This is a genomic window from Marinomonas vulgaris, from assembly GCF_018145875.1.
GTDB classification, from domain to species: Bacteria; Pseudomonadota; Gammaproteobacteria; order Pseudomonadales; family Marinomonadaceae; genus Marinomonas; species Marinomonas vulgaris.
Genome location: NZ_JAGSSV010000016.1, coordinates 1 through 19,833 on the forward strand (window position 1 = coordinate 1; position 19,833 = coordinate 19,833).

The 19,833-nt window shown below is 46.4% G+C and carries 20 protein-coding genes and 1 pseudogene; 4 read left to right on the forward strand and 17 right to left on the reverse strand.

From position 1 onward, the window contains the following. From J9B83_RS11655 to J9B83_RS11675, 5 genes are all read right to left on the reverse strand, one after another. The coding region (locus J9B83_RS11655) for a YrbL family protein (protein WP_211536924.1) at nt 1-598 on the reverse strand (598 nt) is incomplete at its 3' end. Nucleotides 599-623: 25 nt separating this feature from the next. After that, entirely contained in the window at nt 624-1,529 is a 906-nt protein-coding gene (locus J9B83_RS11660; RefSeq protein ID WP_211536925.1) for a hypothetical protein, read from the reverse strand. 649 nt (nt 1,530-2,178) lie between these two features. Further along, nucleotides 2,179-3,486, reverse strand: a complete 1,308-nt coding sequence (locus tag J9B83_RS11665) for a TRAP transporter large permease (protein ID WP_211536926.1) — start codon at nt 3,484-3,486, stop codon at nt 2,179-2,181. Further along, complete coding sequence (locus tag J9B83_RS11670; protein WP_211536927.1) at nt 3,483-3,968, reverse strand: TRAP transporter small permease; 486 nt, start codon at nt 3,966-3,968, stop codon at nt 3,483-3,485. The genes J9B83_RS11665 and J9B83_RS11670 overlap by 4 nt, the downstream gene beginning before the upstream one ends. 87 nt (nt 3,969-4,055) lie before the next feature. After that, nucleotides 4,056-5,060, reverse strand: a complete 1,005-nt coding sequence (locus J9B83_RS11675; protein ID WP_211536928.1) for a DctP family TRAP transporter solute-binding subunit — start codon at nt 5,058-5,060, stop codon at nt 4,056-4,058. A 231-nt stretch (nt 5,061-5,291) separates the two neighbouring features. Here J9B83_RS11675 and J9B83_RS11680 point away from each other — a divergent pair. After that, nucleotides 5,292-5,453 (forward strand): annotated as a pseudogene (locus J9B83_RS11680) (HipA domain-containing protein); the annotation flags it as partial. 254 nt (nt 5,454-5,707) lie between these two features. Here J9B83_RS11680 and hepT read toward each other — a convergent pair. Genes hepT through J9B83_RS11695 form a run of 3 tightly spaced genes read right to left on the reverse strand, consistent with a single transcriptional unit; the run spans nt 5,708 to nt 7,388 of the window. Further along, complete coding sequence (gene hepT / locus J9B83_RS11685) at nt 5,708-6,124, reverse strand: type VII toxin-antitoxin system HepT family RNase toxin (RefSeq protein WP_211536929.1); 417 nt, start codon at nt 6,122-6,124, stop codon at nt 5,708-5,710. Then, nucleotides 6,121-6,498 carry a type VII toxin-antitoxin system MntA family adenylyltransferase antitoxin gene (gene mntA, locus J9B83_RS11690; protein WP_211536930.1) on the reverse strand — a complete coding sequence of 126 codons (378 nt, stop codon included), beginning with the start codon at nt 6,496-6,498 and terminating at the stop codon, nt 6,121-6,123. Before mntA ends, hepT begins: the two co-directional genes overlap by 4 nt. Before the next feature lie 23 nt (nt 6,499-6,521). Beyond that, a complete protein-coding gene (locus J9B83_RS11695; protein WP_211536931.1) occupies nt 6,522-7,388 on the reverse strand; it encodes a YicC/YloC family endoribonuclease in 867 nt (288 codons plus the stop codon). Between the two features lie 183 nt (nt 7,389-7,571). Between J9B83_RS11695 and rph the strand changes: the two genes are divergently transcribed. Then, entirely contained in the window at nt 7,572-8,291 is a 720-nt protein-coding gene (gene rph, locus J9B83_RS11700; protein WP_211536990.1) for a ribonuclease PH, read from the forward strand. A 158-nt stretch (nt 8,292-8,449) separates the two neighbouring features. Continuing rightward, entirely contained in the window at nt 8,450-8,980 is a 531-nt protein-coding gene (locus J9B83_RS11705; RefSeq protein WP_211536932.1) for a hypothetical protein, read from the forward strand. 38 nt (nt 8,981-9,018) lie between these two features. Here the strand turns inward: J9B83_RS11705 and J9B83_RS11710 are convergent, their stop codons facing one another. The 9 genes from J9B83_RS11710 to J9B83_RS11750 all read right to left on the reverse strand — a co-directional run bounded on the left by J9B83_RS11710 (nt 9,019) and on the right by J9B83_RS11750 (nt 18,632). Continuing rightward, nucleotides 9,019-9,213, reverse strand: a complete 195-nt coding sequence (locus J9B83_RS11710) for a YgaP family membrane protein (protein ID WP_211536933.1) — start codon at nt 9,211-9,213, stop codon at nt 9,019-9,021. A gap of 256 nt (nt 9,214-9,469) precedes the next feature. Then, nucleotides 9,470-11,077, reverse strand: a complete 1,608-nt coding sequence (gene ushA / locus J9B83_RS11715) for a bifunctional UDP-sugar hydrolase/5'-nucleotidase UshA (RefSeq protein WP_328797734.1) — start codon at nt 11,075-11,077, stop codon at nt 9,470-9,472. A gap of 164 nt (nt 11,078-11,241) precedes the next feature. Next, on the reverse strand, nt 11,242-11,811 hold the full coding sequence (locus J9B83_RS11720) for a methylated-DNA--[protein]-cysteine S-methyltransferase (RefSeq protein WP_211536934.1): 570 nt from the start codon (nt 11,809-11,811) through the stop codon (nt 11,242-11,244). A gap of 124 nt (nt 11,812-11,935) precedes the next feature. After that, nucleotides 11,936-13,045, reverse strand: coding sequence for an ABC transporter ATP-binding protein (locus tag J9B83_RS11725; RefSeq protein WP_211536935.1), 1,110 nt, complete (start codon nt 13,043-13,045; stop codon nt 11,936-11,938). 26 nt (nt 13,046-13,071) lie between these two features. Beyond that, on the reverse strand, nt 13,072-13,956 hold the full coding sequence (locus J9B83_RS11730) for a carbohydrate ABC transporter permease (RefSeq protein ID WP_211536936.1): 885 nt from the start codon (nt 13,954-13,956) through the stop codon (nt 13,072-13,074). Further along, nucleotides 13,949-14,878 (reverse strand): carbohydrate ABC transporter permease, encoded by a 930-nt coding sequence (locus tag J9B83_RS11735; protein ID WP_211536937.1) that lies wholly within the window; start codon nt 14,876-14,878, stop codon nt 13,949-13,951. Before J9B83_RS11735 ends, J9B83_RS11730 begins: the two co-directional genes overlap by 8 nt. 97 nt (nt 14,879-14,975) lie before the next feature. After that, a complete protein-coding gene (locus J9B83_RS11740; RefSeq protein ID WP_211536938.1) occupies nt 14,976-16,223 on the reverse strand; it encodes an ABC transporter substrate-binding protein in 1,248 nt (415 codons plus the stop codon). A gap of 212 nt (nt 16,224-16,435) precedes the next feature. Next, on the reverse strand, nt 16,436-17,926 hold the full coding sequence (locus J9B83_RS11745) for an ATP-binding protein (RefSeq protein WP_407944025.1): 1,491 nt from the start codon (nt 17,924-17,926) through the stop codon (nt 16,436-16,438). Continuing rightward, nucleotides 17,892-18,632, reverse strand: coding sequence for a response regulator (locus J9B83_RS11750; protein WP_211536939.1), 741 nt, complete (start codon nt 18,630-18,632; stop codon nt 17,892-17,894). The genes J9B83_RS11745 and J9B83_RS11750 overlap by 35 nt, the downstream gene beginning before the upstream one ends. A gap of 200 nt (nt 18,633-18,832) precedes the next feature. Between J9B83_RS11750 and J9B83_RS11755 the strand changes: the two genes are divergently transcribed. Continuing rightward, a complete protein-coding gene (locus J9B83_RS11755) occupies nt 18,833-19,804 on the forward strand; it encodes a carbohydrate kinase family protein (RefSeq protein WP_211536940.1) in 972 nt (323 codons plus the stop codon). The last annotated feature ends 29 nt before the right edge of the window (nt 19,805-19,833 follow it).

The following is a 19,833-nucleotide window of genomic DNA, read 5'->3' on the forward strand; positions in this document are numbered from 1 at the left end:
ACTGAGTAAAAAAGCAGCCTCTAAGGGGGCGATAAGTTATCCACAAAACGATCCGTTGAAAGTTTTGCAAGACGCTCATTATAGAAATTTGTTTTCGTGTTTTAAATTTCGCAAAAAAAGAAAATCTACTTCTCAAATAATAGATTGGGCCATTTGTTTTCGCGCCAAACCCATCGACTAAAACAGGTTTTAGAGTATTTTTTATTTTTTTCACTAAAATGTTTTGGATACCGCCATCATGGATAAGAAAGTTTTTATTAAGACTTTCTTTCTCAATGATGTGTACTAAATTTTTAGCTTCAAATTTTGATATTTTTTTATTTTCTATGAGATCTTTCAACGAAGATGATATTTCCCCATTTTCGTCTCTTACTATTTCTACAGATATGCCATAACCAAGATTAGTCTCTATGTAACCATAATATTTTGGAATAATTTCACTTTCTGATTTTCTTTCAAAAAAAAACTTCTCATTTAAATTTTGTTTTTTTGAATTGTTTCTTTGTATTTTTATAAATCTATCTTTTTCATCAGGATGTAGATAAATATCTCTTGCTCCACCTGATGTAAAATACGATTTTTTATCTAATATAACCATATAAAAATCCTATTGAAATATAGTGTTAGGAAAAAATTATATCATAATGTTCTAGAACTTTTTCAAACTGGACGTCGTTACCACCATTTTTTATATTATGCTGTGCGAGTCCTATGTTTCTGTTGTTTTTTAGAGCTAATCCACCGCTGCTATAACCTGTTTTTTTGCACTCAGTATTGTTTCTAATCGCCATGACCTTAAGCCACAAATCATCGGCATTTGGGCAAAGTTTACTGAATAGCTCTATGTTTACTGTATCCTTATGCAAAGAATTCGGCGGATATAGGATACCACCGCAGCCTGTTAGCATAATTTGATGAGAGGGTTCATCTGTTTGGATATCATAGCCCCATTTTTTATAGATATCAGGTTTTCCGTTTTCAAGTATTTTAATTCTATGAGCGCGATGACCAATTATTTTTTGAGGGGATTTTTTTTGTTCTTGCACCAAAATGTCTATCGTGTCGGGTGCATATAAAAAATCATCATCAATAGTGATAATGTAGGCATCAGGGTAGAGCAGTATCGTTGGGATGATTTTTTTATAAGACTTATAATTAGGACAGAAATTTATTTCCAAACCACGATTTTTTTGTTTAAGTAAAATTTCTGGTAGGTTTTTTTCTGAAAACTCATTTTCATCTAGCCATAATATAATTCTATTAGGTTGTACTGACTGCTCGCCGATAGATTCAATGGCTAGATGTACTTCGTGAATTTTCGTGGAGAAAGTAGTCAAACTAACGATAACTTGACTGTTAAGATGAAGCGCATTAGAAACTAAGGGAGACGTTGAATGCAAAGCTGATGCTTGCAACTGCTCAACTTTGATCGACGTATCGATAAGAGACTGGATATCCCTCATATTTCGCATTATTTTTTTTCGCTGTTGAGTATTTTTTTTAAGTTTCTTTATTATCTTGGAAATCATTCTTGTTACTCAATAAATAATTCTTGTATGTTCAGCTTAAAAGCTGATTCTTATTTACAATAATGAAAAAAGAGTTTTTTCTTAACAACTATTCTTAGATAAAATAACCGTGTTATGGATTTTTTACTATTCATATATTGACCATTTCTATATTTTGATTAAGGACAATGGCGAGGGCTTTACTACAGATAGAAACATGCCCCTGAATATGCTGATTGGGTAGCGGTCTAGACTCAAAAAGGTCAAAAATACCCATTTACTCAACAAATTGTCTACCACTTAACTGTGGGTTTTACTAAATATTTTAGTGGCGAGTAATAAAAACACAGTGCCATTTACATGCTGCGGTCAAGGTTAGAAAATAGCAGTTTTGAAAGAATTTATCGAGCAGGACTTGGTCGTTTTTTAGTTGTTTTATACGAGACGGATAGTTTGTCAGTAGAAAGCTCTGCCTCATTAACGTATCGCACACTTTCTGGCGCATACGATTGGCTAACCTTATATGTTTGTGACTTTTTACCTAAAGAAGAGTGTGTAGCAAGGTTGATTCACCAAAAGCCTCTAAATAGGTTAAATTAGCCTATTTAGAGGCGAAAAGTGCTGAAAAGCAAAATACAGCGATTTTTGATGGATAAAGGAAACCGATTATTTAGGTTATTGAATACCCCAAGTATTGTGGCAACCACAATGCAATTTGTGGGAAAAACATAACCAACAACAAAGCGCTGAACATAGTCACCATAAACAGTAACGCCCAACCAAATGTCTGCTCTAAGCGGATATTCGCCACTTTCGTGGTGACCATTAAATTAATGGCGACAGGTGGGGTAAACTGACCAATGGCGATGTTCATGGCTAATAAGATACCAAACCAAATGGGGTTCCATTCGAAATGGGTCATTAAAGGCACTAAGATGGGGGTTAAAATTAAGTAAATCGAAATAGCATCCAGTAACATACCGGCAAACAAAACAAGCAGCATAACCAGAAGCAGTAATGTTAATGAGTTATCTGAAATCGAAAGAATCACATCCGCTAAACGTGTAAATGTCCCTAACGTTGTGCCTGCCCAAGCAAAAATGCCCGCTAAAGAAATAATGAGCAATACTATGCCCGAAATTTTCACCGCTTCATTAAACAGTGATAACAGGCTAGACAGGGTTAGCAAACGATAAATAAATGCGCCAATGAATAAACCATAGGTTACCGCAACCACGGCGGCTTCTGTTGGGGTAAATAATCCTGAACGTAATCCCCCCAAAATAATAATGGGTGCTAATAAGGCCGGAATGGCTTTGATAAAGCTTTCTTTAACGGAAAGGCGTTCCGCATCCGGTTCCGCATCAGGGGCTTCCCAACCATTTCTTTTTGATAAAAAATAGGCTGGTATTAATAAAGAGGCACCAGCTAATAACCCTGGAAATAACCCCGCAGCAAATAAAGCTCGTAAATCCAGACCAGGAATCATCACTGAGTACAAAATTAACGCAATAGAAGGTGGAATCAGGATCGCGGTAGAAGAGGCCGCAGCAATCAAAGACGCTGAAAAAGGGCGAGGGTATCCTGCTTTGGTCATACTTGGTAGCATCACCATAGCAACCGCGGCGGCATCGGCAGGCCCAGAGCCGCTCATGCCACCCATGATTAAGCAGACCAAAACAGCCACTAATGTTAATCCACCATAGCGACGGCCAATCAACGATTGCGCCAAATTAACTAAACTGGCGGCAACACCTGCCCGCTCAAATATAAGCCCTGTTAAAATAAATAACGGAATCGCAATCAGTGGGTATTTCGCCACACTGTTATACGTATTCGTTCCTAATGTGGCCAACATATCAGGAGATAACCCGGTGACTATACCTGCTGCGCCGCCTAACCCTAATGCAAAAGCGACGGGCATACCTAGGAATAAACACGCCCCGAAAACAACTAACATCCATAAATCAGGGCTCATTGCTGTGCCTCTACTGAATAATCATCCTGCTTTAAACGGCTGACTAGGTTCTGAGTACTACGAAAAATAATAGCAACGGCAAGTAGCGGTAACCAAATTAAGTAGATCCAAGTAGGGTAACCTAAACCGGGTGACGTGGATTCCCACGTAAACTCTTCATAAGTTAATAAGCCCCCATACCAAACAATTAAGCTAAGCACGATAAGACTGCCTAACCACTGTATAACATAGACAATGCGACGACCGGTTGGACCCAAATATTTTTCTAGTAGAGTAACGCGAATATGTTCATTACTTTTTGCGGCAACTGCGGCGCCTGAAAAAGCCAATATGACAATTAGAAACACTGAGAATTCTTCAGTAAAAGCAAAAGAAGCATTGGTTGTATAACGTACTAATACGTTAGCCAAACTGATGATGCAAATAGACCCTAAGGCAATGATTCCTAACCAGGATTCAAGTGAAAAAGTATTTTTTGACATGATGTAAAGCCAGTTGTTAAATACTCAAGGTTAAGCATTTATATTTAACCTTGAGTGAGTTTTTGATCCTTAAACAGCCGTTATGAACTAGCGATTGTTAATGGCTGTTTGTGCGGCTTCTACTAAGTCTTCACCAATTTTTGGTATCCATTTTTTGTAGACGCCTTGAGTGGCAGTAACAAAAGCTTGGTGTTGTTCAGGCGTAAGCTCTGTCACTTCTACACCACGGTCACGAATAGATTGCAGTGTGGCATCTAGATCGGCACGTGATTTAGCAATTTCCCACTGACCAGCATCATAGGCGGCTTGTTTTAACAGCTGTTGATCTGCCGCTGATAATTTAGACCAAACACGCTTACTCGCACCAAAAATAAGTGGATCATTCATGTAGTGCCAAAGCGTTAGGTATTTCTGATTAGCACGATCGGCACGCGCTACATCAAATACCGAGAGAGGGTTTTCTTGACCATCAACCGCGCCTGTTGTTAAGGCAGGTAACGCATCTGTCCAGCTCATTTGGGTAGGGTTAGCACCCAGTGCATTAAAGGTATCTAGAAACAGTGGCGAACCAACAACACGAACTTTTAAGCCGTTTAAATCCGCTGGTTGAGTTAAAACACCGCGCGAGTTAGATAACTCACGAAAGCCATTTTCACCCCAAGCCAAAGGAACAACACCCCGTTTTTCAACGGCATCAAAAACCATTTGGCCTGCTTTACCTTGGGTAATCGCATCCACCGCCGCGTTGTCAGGCATTAAGAAAGGCAATGAGAAAAGGTTAGCTTCTGGTACTTGAGTAGACCAGTTAATGGTTGAGCCAACGGCCATATCAATTAAGCCACTGCGCATCGCAGAAAATTCACGGGTTTGATCGCCTGATACCAATTGGGCATTAGGGTAAACTTTTAGCGTAATACGACCCTCTGAACGTTCTTCTACCAACTCAGCCCATTTACTGGCTGCTTGTCCCCAAGGAAAGGCGTCCGATAAAACAGTAGAAACCGAAAATTCACGGGTTTCTTGTGCAAAAACAGGGGCAGCCCCTAAGCTTAAACAAGCCGTACTTAATACTAGCCATTTTTTGATGTTCATTAGTTACTCCAGCGTTATTTTTTTTAGGTGAGCGATATTAACAGAAGTTCAGACTAGACTTAACTTTATATAAGGACGACGAGCTAGCCTTGGGGGAAAAAATTGAATTTTCGATATAAAAAGACTTAACACATGACATTTATCAAAACAGGGTTTTGAGTAAGAAGCGTCAACAAGAAGTAGTACGAATATTTTGACGCTGGACATGCGGGCGATTTTCACCAGCAATTCGTCAGTTTTCGTCGCGCTATTTTTAACCTACTGTCTTCTAACCAAGATGACCACAGTAAAAACTGGGCGTTTTTGCAAGCTGATGACGGTCAATGGAATCCTGCACCTTTTTACGATGTTACTTATAGTCCGCATCCATTTAACGAGCATGTCATCGCATACCAACACTCAATCTATGCGACCCACCAAAAGTGGGGCATTTATCTGCCTACTGCGTCCGTTTAACTCTTTAATACTAATGGGGGGCAAACTCCTAAGAGCTTAATAGATCAGTGAGACTTATTTTGAAAAACATAGAAACGACGAACCCAACCACACGATCATCCACCACACCAACATATTCAGATCGTCAGCAGCGGATTTTGCGTTTGCCCAAATAGCCCATGCCGAACTTTATGTGGCAACAAGTGGCGAAGTTAACGCGGGCTAAGCTGTTTTTTAACGGCCTCAACAAACTCTTCAAAGTCACTCAGCCTATGTTCTACTACGTGTTTCACGATATCGAGGTTAAGTGTTTGGTAGTCATGAACTGCAATATTACGTAAGCCAACCATTTTCTGAAGACTTAACGCGAGAGGCGCAGAAATAAAACCGGCTTTTTTGAGTAATTCAAAGCTGTCGCGACTGCTTTGGGGGATGCCTGTTTGGTGCTGCTTGTTAAGTATATTAGCCGCATCAATGCTGGATTCGCAGGCGCGCTGAAGATTCAGAATTATAGAATCTTGGCTGGTGTAATCTGTATCGAAGTTCTTTTTTGCTATAGCGTAAACGTCTCGAATGCGTTTCAAACAGCGATCAACCGTTGCTAGCTTATTGAGTACTGAGTCGTTCATTTTAAGTACTCCTGCAAAATGTCTGCCCGTTCTTCGTTTAGATGCTGATACATGGACATGATCTGCATTTCAAACTTAGCTTGTTCGTTCTCGCTGCCGAAAAGTAGCTCGCCATTCATGATGACTTGGTTTTGTAAGACCGTTGAAGCGGTTAATAAGTCTACCAAGTCGACATCCTTATCGAGTTTGATGGCAAGGATTTGCTCTAGGTCGAAACGTGCTACTGAGTCTAATTTTTTCTCGAGCAGCACGGCAATATCGACATCACTTGAAGGGCCGGCACTGCCATCTGCTTGCGAGCCAAACAAATAGACCAATCTAACCTCTGGCATTAACTGCCTTAGTGTGTGTGTTAGATCCTTTCTATTCAGCATTGTGCCACCTTTTATTTTTGTGATTATTCAATATTCTGGATCTGTTCTCTCATTTGTTCAATTAGAACTTTCAGTTCCACGGCGCTTTGTGTGGTTTCAACGACGATGGATTTCGACGATAGGGTGTTGGCTTCGCGGTTGAGTTCTTGCATTAAGAAGTCGAGGCGGCGGCCAATGGGGCCTTTTTGTTGCAGCTGACGGCGTACTTCTTTGGTGTGGGTGGCTAAGCGGTCTAGTTCTTCGGCCACGTCGGCTTTCTGTGCCAGCATGACGATTTCTGCTTCCACGCGCATTGGGTCCAGTTCGACTTTGGCGGCGGCCAGTTTGTCGAGCAGGTTTTGTTTTTGCGCGGCGATGATTTTAGGTAGGTTGGCTTGCACTTCTACTACGATGGCATCGATGGCGTCGAGGCGTTGTTCGATGATGTCTTTCAGCTCTGCGCCTTCGCGTAGTCGGACTTGAATCAGCTCTTCAACAGCCTGATTAAACAGCGCGACGACGGCTTTTTTCATCATGTCGAAGTCGGTGCCTTCTTCACTCAAGATGCCCGGCCATTTCAAGATGTCGAGAGGGTTGGCTGGGTCGAGGTCTTTAAACCAGGTGCCGAGCGAATCGATGGCGCTGGCCAGTGCCTGGGCGTTGTCCGAGTTGATTTTTAGACTGGTGGCGGCCTTATCGACTGCTTGAAAACGCAGCTGGCATTCGAGTTTGCCGCGATTGAGTCGTTTGCGCAGCACGTCGCGAAAAGCAAATTCCAATTCACGAAAATTTTCTGGTAAGCGGAAGCTAGGCTCTAGATAGCGCTGGTTGACGGAGCGCACTTCCCAGCTGATGCTGCCCCAGTCGTATACGGCTTCTTGGCGTGAAAAGGCGGTCATGCTTGCGGTCATGTTGAATCCCTAAAGTAAGGCAAATTAAAAAACTAAAGGCGCATTGTAGCCTAACCCAGCAGGCTTCGACAGTTTGCTTTGTGGAGGGTTTCCCCGTGACTTTCCTGAGGCTGGGGGCGCAATTTTATGCCAGTTCGTTATAATTGCGCCTTTATGACGATGCAACAAACAGAGAGAGCCAGTATGCGCCCAAGCGGAAGAGAAGTAGACCAATTACGCCCCCTAAAAATTACCCGCAACTTTACCAAGCACGCGGAAGGTTCCGTTCTTATTGAATGTGGCGATACCAAGGTCATCTGTACCGCCACCGTTGTGCCAGGTGTGCCGCGCTTTTTGCGCGGCAAGGGACAAGGTTGGATTACCGCCGAATACGGCATGTTGCCACGTTCCACCGGTAATCGTATGGACCGCGAGGCCGCGCGCGGCAAACAGGGTGGCCGCACGGTTGAAATTCAGCGTTTGATTGGTCGTTCTTTGCGCGCCGCGGTGGATTTGAAAAAGCTTGGCGAAAATACCATCACCATTGACTGCGATGTGATTCAAGCCGACGGCGGCACACGCACCGCATCGATCACCGGTGGTTTCGTGGCGTTGGCGGATGCCATGCGAGTGTTGGTTGAAAACAAAAAAATCAAACAGAACCCTATTGTGTCGCAAATTGCCGCAATTTCCGTGGGCGTGTACAAAGGCGTTCCGGTATTGGATTTGGATTACCCAGAAGACTCTAACGCCGAAACGGACATGAACGTCATTATGAACGACAAGGGCGGCTTCATTGAGATTCAAGGCACCGCTGAGGGCGAAGCGTTTAGCGACGAACACATGATGGGCATGTTAAAAGTGGCGCGCAAGGGCATTGCTGAAATCATCGAAGCACAACGAGCCGCCTTGTTCGATAAATAAAAGCCTAACAATCTATGTTGGTATAAAAATCCAGCTTCGGCTGGATTTTTTTGTTAAGAGTTGGCGTTAAATGTCAGTCATTGTGGGTGTTTTTGCGCCTCACAAGGTGGCTCATCTCTGCGATTATTCTTTGTACAATAACAATAAGGAGAAGCAAGGTGAGTCAATTAGTAAAAGTGAGTCTGGCGAGTGCTGTGATGGGCGTCAGTTTATCGGCATCGGTGCAGGCGAATGAGCTGAACTTAGCGGGTCAATGGCAATTACAAAACGCCGAAAACACCCAAGCCACTTTAGAAGCCGCGGTGCAAACCGTCGCGAAAGAAATGAACTTTTTCATCCGCGCTTTGGCCAAGCCAGTACTGCGCAAACAAACGCAGATATGTGATCAGTGGCGTTTGGGCTGGCAAAATACCACGTTTCACTGGCAATGTGACGACGCAGAAGTCGATGCCGTACCTGTACTTGCTCAAAGGGATTGGATCAAAACCGATGAAGAGGGCGTGGATATTCTTGGCACCTATCAGCAAGGTGCGAACTCCGTGGTGGTCATTGTAGAGTCGGAGCGAGGTAAACGCACTAATACGTGGCAGCGCCTTGGAGACAACGAATTACGTTACACGGCCAAGCTTGAATCGGAAAAATTGCCCACGCCTCTAACTTGGACGCTTACTTATAAGCGATTGCCTTAAAAGAGAGATGAAAAAGGCGCATCATGCGCCTTTCGTATCTACTTGCGAGGCAATTTACAGGAGTTGATGCCTAGCAAGGTATACAAGCCACAGAAATTAAACAGGCCTGTTAACAAAGGCACAACACCAATATAACCCCATACACCGATGACCCCAGTGAACGCCAAGGCGATCAGCGCCGCGCCAACAATGATTCTCAATGCTTTGTCTATGCCACCGACGTTTGCTTTCATAACAACTTTCCTTATCTGAACGACTAAAAAATACTCTAAGCGTTATAGAGTAACATTGATACTATAATATTAGATATATCTAATTTAAAGAAGCGATATTTTCATTATCTAGCGAAATAAAGTGGATCAAGAGACTCATATTGATAGAAAGCCACATGAAACGAAGAAAGTATGGCCAAAAAAAACAGAGTAAGCGAAGGGCTTACTCTGTTTTTGTTATGACGAAGCATTTGTCATGTTCACGTATGTGAGCGCATTAACGAATAACGTCGCCCGTTGGTGCAAAGTCAGCGGCTTTTAATGGCGAATGGTTTTGAATGTATTCCACCATCACATCCGCATCCACGTAACCTGAGTTGACGTAATTTGGGTGATCGACAATTTTAGGGTAACCGTCACCGCCAGAAGCGGTGTAATTGTTCAGTGCGATGCGGTAGGTTTGGTTCGCATCCAGCGCTTCGCCGTTGACCATGATGTTGGTGGCGGTGTCGCCCACTAACGTCAAAGACACGCCATCAAATTGAGCGAAAGCGCCGGTGCCTGCTTGTTTGGCTGCTGCAGCAGAAAGGTAATCTGTCAGTTCAGCGGCGGTGAAATCCACGTAAGACACCATGTTGCCAAACGGTTGAACTTTCAACACACTCTTGTAAGTCACGACGCCTTTTTCTAGATTGTCGCGAATACCGCCTGAGTTCATGATGCCAATGTCTGCGTTGACCTTGTCTTTCATGGCGATGGCAATCAAGTTGCCTAGGTTGGTTTCTTCGCTGCGCACAATACTGCGTTCACCGACAAAATCCACATCGGAGAAGCCAATTTCCACGTTGAGCTCAGTTTGACCTTTCTCTTGGAAAGGGGTGAGCATTTCCAACATAGCTGGGTCTTGAGCAATCTCATCTTCTAAGAAAACACGTACCGAATTGCCTTCCGCGTCTTTGATCTTTTTCTTCAAGTTGACGGGAATGAGTCGGTATTCAGACGCCACAATGTCGCCGTTTTTATAGATGAAATCTAAGCGACCCACATACTTGCCCCATTCGTGGGCTTGTAAAATTAAGGTGCCGTTCTGCTCGTCTGGTTCAAATAATGGGTTTTGTGAGTGACCACCAACGACCACATCAATACCCGGAACCGCCCGTGCTAGGGCAACATCGCCCGGTGCATTGCCGCCGTGTTCGCCATTTTTATAATGTCCCATGTGCGTGACGGCGATGACGAGATCCGCTTGTTTACGCAGCTTGGGAATCAAGGTTTTCGCTACTTCGATGGGCGATTCGATTTTAATGCCATCAAGGAATTCTGGGTTACCCAGCTTGATGGTGTCGTCGGTGGTAAAGCCTACGACAGCGACTTTTAAGTCATCCGCTTGGAAAATTTTGTAGGCATCAAACAGTGGCTTGCCGGTTTTTTCATCCAGAATGTTGGCGGATAGGAAAGGGAACCCTGCCCATTCTTGTTGTTTTTTTAACACCGACAAAGGGTTGTCAAACTCATGATTGCCCAGCGCCATGGCATCGTATTTGAGCATCTTCATGCCGCGGAAATCCGGTTCAGCGTCTTGCAAATCGGACTCTGGTACACCGGTGTTGATGTCGCCACCAGAGAGCAATAGGGAGTTACCGTTGTCCAGGGCGACTTCTTCACGAATGTTGTCGATCAGGGTTTTGCGCGCGGCCATACCGTATTCGCCATTGCGGTTTTGCCAGAAGCGTCCGTGATGGTCATTGGTGTGCAAAATGGTGACGCGATATTCTTTGTCTTCTTGCCAGTCTGGCTGTTGCGGGCCCATCATAGAACACGCGGTGACAGACAAGGCAACACCTGCAATAGCAAGATGCATGGTGATACGCTTGGTAAACTTCATGGTTTGGTTCCTTACATGATATTAGTCAGCTGAGCTTAGTATTGGCATAACTCAACGACACTATGGAGTGACTTATTGAGTTAGGTTATGAAAATGTATCCCATATTGATGACAAGTTCGAGCGACGGAGGGTTAATTTTGACCATTTGTGCAATATCTTGGTTTTATCCGTCGCTTTCTTTATCAAGCAGTGCTTGTTTGCGTTCCAATCCCCAGCGATAGCCGCCAAGATTGCCGTCGCTTCGTAACACCCGATGGCAGGGAATTAATACCGCAATACGATTCTTACCGCAGGCTGTGCCGACCGCGCGTACGGCGTTAGGTCGATCGATTTGGGCGGCGAGTTCGCCATAGCTGCGGGTGTCGCCCGTTTGTATCGTTAATAAGCTCTGCCAAACTTGCATTTGAAAGTCGGTGCCGTGAAGGTCGAGGGGTAAGTCAGGGCGGGGTTCATTGGCGGAAACATGACGTTCCAGAGCGTCTATCCAATTTGCTAGAGCTGGGAATGTTTGAGCGCTGGATGGTCTTAGTTGAGCATTTGGAAATTCGTTATTCAGTAGGGACACCAAGCTCGCTTCGTCATCACCAAATTGTACACAGCAGACGCCTTTTTCTGTGGTGGCCATGATCATCCACCCTAAGGCCGTGCGGCGACAGGCGTAATCTATCGGGTTTTTTCTGAGGTTTTGCTCTACTTGGGCCATGGTGTGTTCTCGATGAAATGACAGTGACATTGAACACTATATTTTTCTGCTGGCGTTTTAAACAAAAAAAAGCCTGCGTCGGGAGCAAGTCTCCGGCGCAGGCGTGCTTAAAAAAGCCAAACCCTTACATCAATACTTTATTGTCTGACCTGTTTTACAGGTCAAGACGTTGACCAGACTCTTGGTCAAACACCACGGCTTTGGAGGTGTCGAACATCATTTTAATGATGGCACCGGCCTCAGCGGAGTACATGGGGTTCGAGCGACAGTTGATTTCGGCGTCGTTGATGCGGGTCAAAATCATGGTGTCGGCGCCCATTGGCTCAGTGACTTCCACTTCAATGTCGGTAGTGGTCACGAACGGTTGACCCTCTTTGTGAGGCTGTGGTTCGGTGATCATTTCAGGACGTAAACCCAGCAGTACAGTTTTGCCAAGGTGACTTTTTAGTGACTCGGCTTTTGGGAACGGCAAAGCGACGGTCGTGCTGGTGGCCAGTTCCAACATGGGCACGCCATTTTGTTCGACGACTTTCGTTGGTACAAAGTTCATTGCAGGCGAGCCCATGAAACCGGCCACGAACAAATTGGCTGGATTGTCGTAAATTTCCTGTGGCGAGCCTAGTTGTTGTACTTCGCCGTCTTTCATCACCGCGATGCGATCGGCGAGCGTCATGGCTTCGATCTGATCGTGGGTCACGTACACAATGGTAGTGCCCAGTTTTTTGTGCAGCTTTTTGATTTCAGTACGCATTTCTACGCGTAATTTGGCGTCGAGGTTAGACAGTGGCTCATCGAACAAATACAGCTGTGGACGACGAGCTAAAGCACGGCCCATGGCCACACGTTGACGCTGACCACCAGACAGTTGCGCCGGTTTACGATCCAATAAATGGCTGATTTGCAACATGTCGGCCACGCGCTGAACTTCAACGTCTCGGTCGGCTTTCGGGACTTTGCGCATTTCCAAACCAAACGAGATATTTTGCTCTACCGTCATGTTTGGGTACAAAGCGTAAGACTGAAACACCATCGCAATGTCTCGGTCTTTTGGGCTGGTGTAGGTCACGTCTTTATCGGCGATTAGGATGCGGCCTTCGCTCACGTCTTCTAGGCCTGCGATGGAATTCATCAGGGTAGATTTACCACAACCGGATGGGCCCACCAAAATCAGGAATTCGCCTGCTTTGATGGAAATATTAATGCCTTTCAAAATCTCTGTGTTGCCGTAGCGTTTTTTTACATTCTCAATGACAAGATTCGCCATGTTAGTACTCCAAATAAGGGTTGTAATCAGCCTTTCACGGCGCCAGCGGTTAAGCCACGCACAAAGTATTTACCAGCAAACACATAGACGGCGAGTGTTGGTAATGCTGCGATAATGGCCGCGGCCATATCAACGTTGTATTCTTTGCCACCAAAGCTGGTGTTGACCAGGTTGTTCAAGGCAACGGTGACAGGCTGGGTGTCAAAGCCCGAAAACGCCACGCCGAAGAGGAAATCGTTCCAAATTTGTGTGAACTGCCAAATGATGGTGACGACAATAATGGGCGTCGATACCGGTAGAATAATGCGGTAGAAAATGGTGAAGAAACCGGCGCCGTCAAGGCGAGCCGCTTTGACCAATTCCCCCGGAATGGACTGGTAAAAGTTACGGAAGAACAAGGTGGTAAACGCCACCCCATACACCACGTGAACAAACACCAAACCGGTTGTTGTATTCGCAATGCCCAACCAACCCAAGGTGCGCGCCATGGGCAGCAAGATCACTTGGAAAGGAATGAAACAGCCCACCAACAACGCAGCGAAAAACAAATCACTGCCGCGGAATTTCCATAGGGAAATCACGTAGCCGTTGATCGCGCCCAACAAGGTCGAAATCGCCACCGCGGGCAACACGATCTGGAAGGAGTTCATAAAATAAGGTGAAATCCCGCCACAGCTGCTGCCCGTACAGGCGCTCGACCAAGCTTTGCTCCATGACTCGAAGTTCAGCACAGACGGCAGCGATAATAAGGTGCCGGTACGAATTTCTTCCACGTCTTTGAATGAGGTCAACAGCATCACGATGAACGGCATTAAGTAAAACGCGGCCACAATTAACAACACAGTGTACAAGGCGACGCGCAATAGTTTGTCTAGGCCAGATTTTTTGCGGCCAACAGATGGATTACTCATGGCGTTCACCTCGTAATTCTGAGTACAAATAAGGGATCAAGATCGCCAACACACAGCCCAGCATCACCATGGCTGAGGCGGAACCGAGACCAATTTGGCTACGGGTAAAGGTGTGTGCGTACATAAAGTTAGCGGGCAAATCCGACGAATAACCTGGACCGCCATTGGTGAGCGCCGCTACCAAGTCGAAGCTCTTGATGGCAATGTGCGACAAGATCACCAAGGCACTGAAGAAAACCGGTTTTAACGAAGGTAAAATAATACGACGGTACGTGGTGAAGGTGCTGGCACCATCGAGGTGAGCGGCTTTGATTAAATCGCCATCCACACCGCGAAGTCCCGCTAAAAATAACGCCATCACAAAGCCTGATGCTTGCCATACGGCGGCGATCACCAAGCAATACACCACCATGTCTGGGTTAATCAGCCAATCGAATTTGAAATCTTCAAAACCAAAATCAATCATCATTTTTTCGAAGCCGTTGGTGGGGTTTAACAACCACTTCCAAGCGGTACCCGTCACAATGAAAGAGATCGCCATTGGGTAAAGGTAAATGGTACGAATCGCCCCTTCCGCGCGAATTTTTTGATCTAAAAAGATCGCCAAGGTCACACCGAGAAACAAACAAATAAGAATAAACAAACCACCAAACACCCCAAGGTTGCTTAGCGCGACCAACCATCGGTCGTTATTAAACAAGCGCTCGTATTGGTCAAACCCAACGAACTTGTACGAGGGCAACATGCGTGAACCGGTAAACGACAGTATGGCGGTCCAAATCATGTAACCGTAAATACACACGAGGGTGACGATGACGGTGGGCGCCATGACGATTTTTGGCATCCAATCGGCCAAGCTGAGGCGCGCAGGACGCCCTGACTGAGTCGGTCCTGACCCAGAATTAGCGGCTTTTGTGTTCATAATTGATGCTTCACTATAGAAGAAGGAGGGTTAGAAAGAGGCTGGCCCTAAAGCCAGCCTCAAGCACGAACGGCAAACGGTGTCCGCCGAGTCGATCTTACATGCTGGCTTTTACGGCACGTGCTAGCTTGTCTACCGCTTCTTTTGACGTCATGGATTCGTCGTTAAAGAAGTTCGTTACCACGTCGAAGATTGCGCCTTGCACCATAGAGTTTACGGCCATGCCGTGCGCCATACTTGGTGTAAGCTTGCCTGTTGTCGAGCTGGCTAGGAAGGAATCCATTGCAGAATGGGCACACGCATCAAATTTGTCGCGAGACATGTTCAAACGCGTTGGAATAGAGCCCTTGTTCAGGTTGAAGGTTTCTTGGAACTTAGGTTCTAGAATCAAACGAGCCAAGTCTTTTTGTGCCGCTTGTTTCTCATCGCCATCTACTTTGAACATGGCCAAAGAGTCGATGTTAAAGGTGAATGCATCGCTGGTGCCAGGTGCTGGGTAGCACACGTAGTCGATACCGACTTTTTTACCCGCTGCGGTAAATTCGCCTTTTGCCCAGTCGCCCATGATTTGCATCGCAGCGTCACCATTGATCACCATAGAGGTAGCAATGTTCCAGTCGCGACCAGAGAAACCTGGGTCAACGAATTCACGCATTTGCTTGAACGTAGAGAAAACGTCGATCATGTCTTGGCTGCGCAAAGTTTTGTCAGACAAGCTAATGAAAGCACTGTTGTAGAACGCAGAGCCTTTTGACAAGGCAATGGCTTCAAACAAGGTGGCGTCTTGCCATGCTTGACCACCGTGAGCCAATGGAGTGAAACCCGCGGCTTTGATTTTTTTCGCTTCAGTAATGAACTGATCCCATGTGGTTGGGATAGAGGCGCCGGATTTGCGGAATACTTCTGGGTTGGCCCACATCCAGTTAACGCGGTGAACGTTGACAGGAGCAGCAACATAGTGGCCATCGTATTTCATTGTTTCACTGACAACGCCAGGAAGGATTACATCCCAATCGCCTTTTTTAGCGACATCGTCAAGGTTGGTTAGGAAGCCTAACTCGCCCCATTCTTGAATGGTTGGGCCTTTGATTTGAGCAGCAGCAGGAGGGTTGCCAGCAATGGCGCGGGATTTCAGAACCGTCATAGCGGATTCACCGCCACCACCAGCAACAGCGAAATCTTTCCAGGTGTGGCCAGCGTCTACCATTTCTTCTTTAAGCACATTGATCGCAGCGGCTTCGCCACCTGATGTCCACCAATGTAAAACTTCTACTTCTCCAGCTTGTGCTGTCGCAGCGGCAAGAGATAGGGCAACCGTGGTTAAACCAAAAGCAATTTTTTTCATGATAGTAACCTTTGTTATTGTTATGTCGTCTAATCAAATACAGAGCGTGTTTTGATATTGCGTTTATTGTGTATCGACCGAGCTTGTTGATGTATCAGGGTAAGCGAGCAATCGAGTATTAGAAATTAGCAAAGAAAGTTACAAAAGAGGGTAAAGTAGAGCAACCTATTGTAACAAAGTCTTGCAAGGCGCTATTGGCGAAAGAGGTTAGCTTAATGACGAGGCAGCCAGAGTTTGGCTTCTAAACCTTGCTCTAGATGATTGCTCAGGGTGACTTCGCCGCCGTGGGCGCGGGCAATGTTGCGGGCGATGCTCAGGCCTAAGCCCATGCCGCCGGGGTGACCGGAATGGTCTGGCGTGAGGCGCGTGTAAGGCTGAAATACCTTGTCGATTTTGTCGATGGGAATACCAGGCCCCTGATCACAAATACGAATGCACACCTCATCTTGATGGTCTTCAATGTACACGGTGGCACGATTTCCGTAATACAGGGCGTTGTCGACCAGATTCCCCAAACAACGTTTAATTGCCAGCGGTTTGCCGATAAACGGGTGCGCTAATTCGCCCACCACGGTCAGTTTGGTACCTTGTATGTTAGCCGCGCACTGCATGTCTTTTAGCATACGAGAAATGTTCACTTCGACGCGATTTTCGTGAATATCGGTTTCTTTTACGCTCTGTAGCGCGCCTTTTACCAACATGTCTAAATCTTCTAAATCGCGGATCATGGCGTCGCGGGTGTCGTCTTCGTCAAGCATTTCGGCGCGCAATCGCAGCCGCGTGATGGGCGTTTTTAGATCATGAGAAATGGACGCAAACAGGCGTTCTCGGTCGTTTAAATAGCGCTGAATGCGCCGTTGCATTTCGTTGAACGCCTTGGCGGTATTACGCACCTCGACGCTACCCACTTCTTTGATGGGTTGCCAATCTCCTTGACCAAAACGCTCTGCCGCGCGCGCCAAGGTGGCCAGTGGGCGCGTTACCCGTCGCAGTATCAGCACGGTCAGCAAGAGCACGGTAATCACCGACATGGCCATGGAAAACAAGCGGTCGCCGCTGAGCGCCGAGGTGCCATCTAAGAAATACGGGTCGGGCATGAGGCTGGCCAAATACAGCCAATCTTTGTCGTTAATGGGAATTTGAATGACGATGATCGGTGGCGTGAGTGGCTTGACCAATAAGCTGTGGTGTCCCCAGCGCTCGGGCAAATCCACCAGTCGAGTTTGATTATTAATCACGTGCAAATCGCTTGGATCGGAAAAGGCGATCTTGGCGTTACGAATGCCGAGTTGTTTGTCCAACGTCGATTGCACCTGATTTTTAACGATGTCTTTAAGGGGCGAATCGGGAATATTGTTGATGCGGATTTCTTCTTTGTTGAGCGTCACAAAAAACCGCGTGCCGCCCATGTCTTGTAACTGATCGATGACAATGTGGCGATAATTGGTCGGCAAAGAGGTGAAATAACTGACCGTCGCAGCGATACGAAACGCCATGTGTTTCGACACTTCGCGGACGTTTTCCTCGGTGTCGGATTCGAGCTGACGCAGCCAAATGGTCGAGCTAATAAACTGCGCGCTGGCCACGCCCAGAGCCATAATGATCAAGATTTGCCCCGTTAGCGATTGGGACCAGCGTTTGAAGCGCGACGCCGGATAAGAAGGCGGGTTAGTCGGCATTGGCGCTGGCAACCACATCAACATTGGCAGTCAAAATATAGCCTTGACCACGCACGGTTTTGATCAGTTGTGGGTGACGAGCGTCTTCACGCAAACGCTGGCGCAAACGGCTCACATGCACGTCGATAAAGCGGTCTAACGGTGCGCTGTCGCGGCCGCGGGTGTTTTCGGCAATGAGTTCGCGGGTGAGCACGTCGCCGGGGCGTTTAAGAAACAGCATGAGCAGGTTGTAATCTGCCCCCGAGAGGGACTCTTTTTCGCCTTCCACGTGCAATTCGCGTGACAGCGTATCTAGGGTAAATTGCGCAAAGCGATAGAAACGATGAGGCACTGGGGTGCTTTCGACCACTTCGGTGTGCTCCATACGACGCAAAATGGCCTTGATGCGCGCGAGCAATTCTCGTGGGTTAAACGGCTTGGCAAGATAGTCATCGGCGCCTATTTCCAAACCAATGATGCGATCCATTTCATCGGAGTTGGCGGTCAGCATAATCACCGGTACTTGCGATTGGGCACGCAGGGCTCGACACACAGAAAAGCCATCTTGGCCTGGCAACATGATGTCTAAAATCACCAAGTCGATGGCTTGTTCGGCACGGAAACTCGCTAAAAAATCTTCGCCCGATTCCGCGGTGAACACGGTGAATTGGTGTTTTTCCAAATAGGTTTTGAGCAGGGTGCGAATTTCGTCGTCATCGTCTACAACATAGATAGATTTAGCGTGGGTCATTCTTTTGCTCGGTGAAGGTGAGTTTTAATTATTGTTAGGCCGTAGCCTGTCATCTTTTTTGAGTCTAACAAGAAAGGTACCAGCGAACCAATACACACACAAAGGTTGAGGCTGGTGGCGCTTTAAATAAATTAAATTGATTTAATAGCAATAGACCTGCATAATTTTTAATCTAACTGCATTTTAAAGAGAATCTCATCATGACAACTAAAGTAATGGCGTTTGGCGAAGCGCTAATCGACTTTTTATCCAACGGCGCGACCCAAGCAGGGGAATTAGAATCCTTCACAAAATTCCCTGGCGGCGCACCGGCCAATGTGGCGGTAGCGGTTGCGCGCTTGGGCGGCAATAGCCACTTTGTTGGGCAGGTTGGCGACGACGCCTTTGGTCATTTCTTGAAATCCTCGTTAAACGACTACGGGGTAAACACCACCAACATGCTGATGACAAAAGAGGCCAAAACCGCTTTAGCGTTTGTCAGTTTGGACAACACTGGCGAGCGCAGCTTCGAGTTTTATCGCAGCCCATCAGCGGACATTTTGTTCCGTGAAAGCGATTTTGATGGCGCTTGGTTCGCCGACAGCCAAGGGGTGTTTCACACCTGTTCTAACACCTTAACCGACGCGGACATCACCCAAGCGACGATTGCGGGCGTGAATATGGCGCGCGCGGCGAACTGGATTGTCAGCATCGACGTGAATTTGCGTACTAACTTATGGCCCAATGGTCAGGTAGACACGCAGCGAGTAATCGATTGGATGCAAAGTGGTGACGTAGTTAAAGCCAGCTTGGAAGAGCTTGCCGTAATGGCGGCCGATCCTTTTGCCCTGATCAACGAAAGCCTAGCGGCGGGCGTGAGCCTGTTCGTATTGACCGACGGCGGCAACCCGATTCGCTTTTACACTGCCGCTCATGGCGAACACCAAGTTGTTACACCGAAAGTAGAAGTGAAAGACACCACGGCCGCAGGCGATGCGTTTGTGGGTGGTTTGCTGTATAAATTGGCAGAGCTAGGCGGTGATCGTGCGTCTTTGGCACAGTTGCCAGCGGCGCAATTGGTTGAAATTGTTCGTTTTGCCGCGGCATGCGGTGCAGATTCAGTGACCAAATTGGGTGCGTACCCATCGTTGCCGTCTTTGGACGAAGCCAATGCACAGCTGGCGCGCTTTTGATCCATCGCCTTTAGAGACTTAACAAATAC

Coding starts and splice junctions, on each gene's coding strand:
- J9B83_RS11660 (WP_211536925.1), bottom strand. CDS start 1,529: ATGATTTCCAAGATAATAAAGAAACTTAAAAAAAATACTCAACAGCGA.
- J9B83_RS11665 (WP_211536926.1), bottom strand. CDS start 3,486: ATGAGCCCTGATTTATGGATGTTAGTTGTTTTCGGGGCGTGTTTATTC.
- J9B83_RS11670 (WP_211536927.1), bottom strand. CDS start 3,968: ATGTCAAAAAATACTTTTTCACTTGAATCCTGGTTAGGAATCATTGCC.
- J9B83_RS11675 (WP_211536928.1), bottom strand. CDS start 5,060: ATGAACATCAAAAAATGGCTAGTATTAAGTACGGCTTGTTTAAGCTTA.
- hepT (WP_211536929.1), bottom strand. CDS start 6,124: ATGAACGACTCAGTACTCAATAAGCTAGCAACGGTTGATCGCTGTTTG.
- mntA (WP_211536930.1), bottom strand. CDS start 6,498: ATGCTGAATAGAAAGGATCTAACACACACACTAAGGCAGTTAATGCCA.
- J9B83_RS11695 (WP_211536931.1), bottom strand. CDS start 7,388: ATGACCGCAAGCATGACCGCCTTTTCACGCCAAGAAGCCGTATACGAC.
- rph (WP_211536990.1), top strand. CDS start 7,572: ATGCGCCCAAGCGGAAGAGAAGTAGACCAATTACGCCCCCTAAAAATT.
- J9B83_RS11710 (WP_211536933.1), bottom strand. CDS start 9,213: ATGAAAGCAAACGTCGGTGGCATAGACAAAGCATTGAGAATCATTGTT.
- ushA (WP_328797734.1), bottom strand. CDS start 11,077: ATGAAGTTTACCAAGCGTATCACCATGCATCTTGCTATTGCAGGTGTT.
- J9B83_RS11720 (WP_211536934.1), bottom strand. CDS start 11,811: ATGTCACTGTCATTTCATCGAGAACACACCATGGCCCAAGTAGAGCAA.
- J9B83_RS11725 (WP_211536935.1), bottom strand. CDS start 13,045: ATGGCGAATCTTGTCATTGAGAATGTAAAAAAACGCTACGGCAACACA.
- J9B83_RS11730 (WP_211536936.1), bottom strand. CDS start 13,956: ATGAGTAATCCATCTGTTGGCCGCAAAAAATCTGGCCTAGACAAACTA.
- J9B83_RS11735 (WP_211536937.1), bottom strand. CDS start 14,878: ATGAACACAAAAGCCGCTAATTCTGGGTCAGGACCGACTCAGTCAGGG.
- J9B83_RS11740 (WP_211536938.1), bottom strand. CDS start 16,223: ATGAAAAAAATTGCTTTTGGTTTAACCACGGTTGCCCTATCTCTTGCC.
- J9B83_RS11745 (WP_407944025.1), bottom strand. CDS start 17,926: ATGTTGATGTGGTTGCCAGCGCCAATGCCGACTAACCCGCCTTCTTAT.
- J9B83_RS11750 (WP_211536939.1), bottom strand. CDS start 18,632: ATGACCCACGCTAAATCTATCTATGTTGTAGACGATGACGACGAAATT.
- J9B83_RS11755 (WP_211536940.1), top strand. CDS start 18,833: ATGACAACTAAAGTAATGGCGTTTGGCGAAGCGCTAATCGACTTTTTA.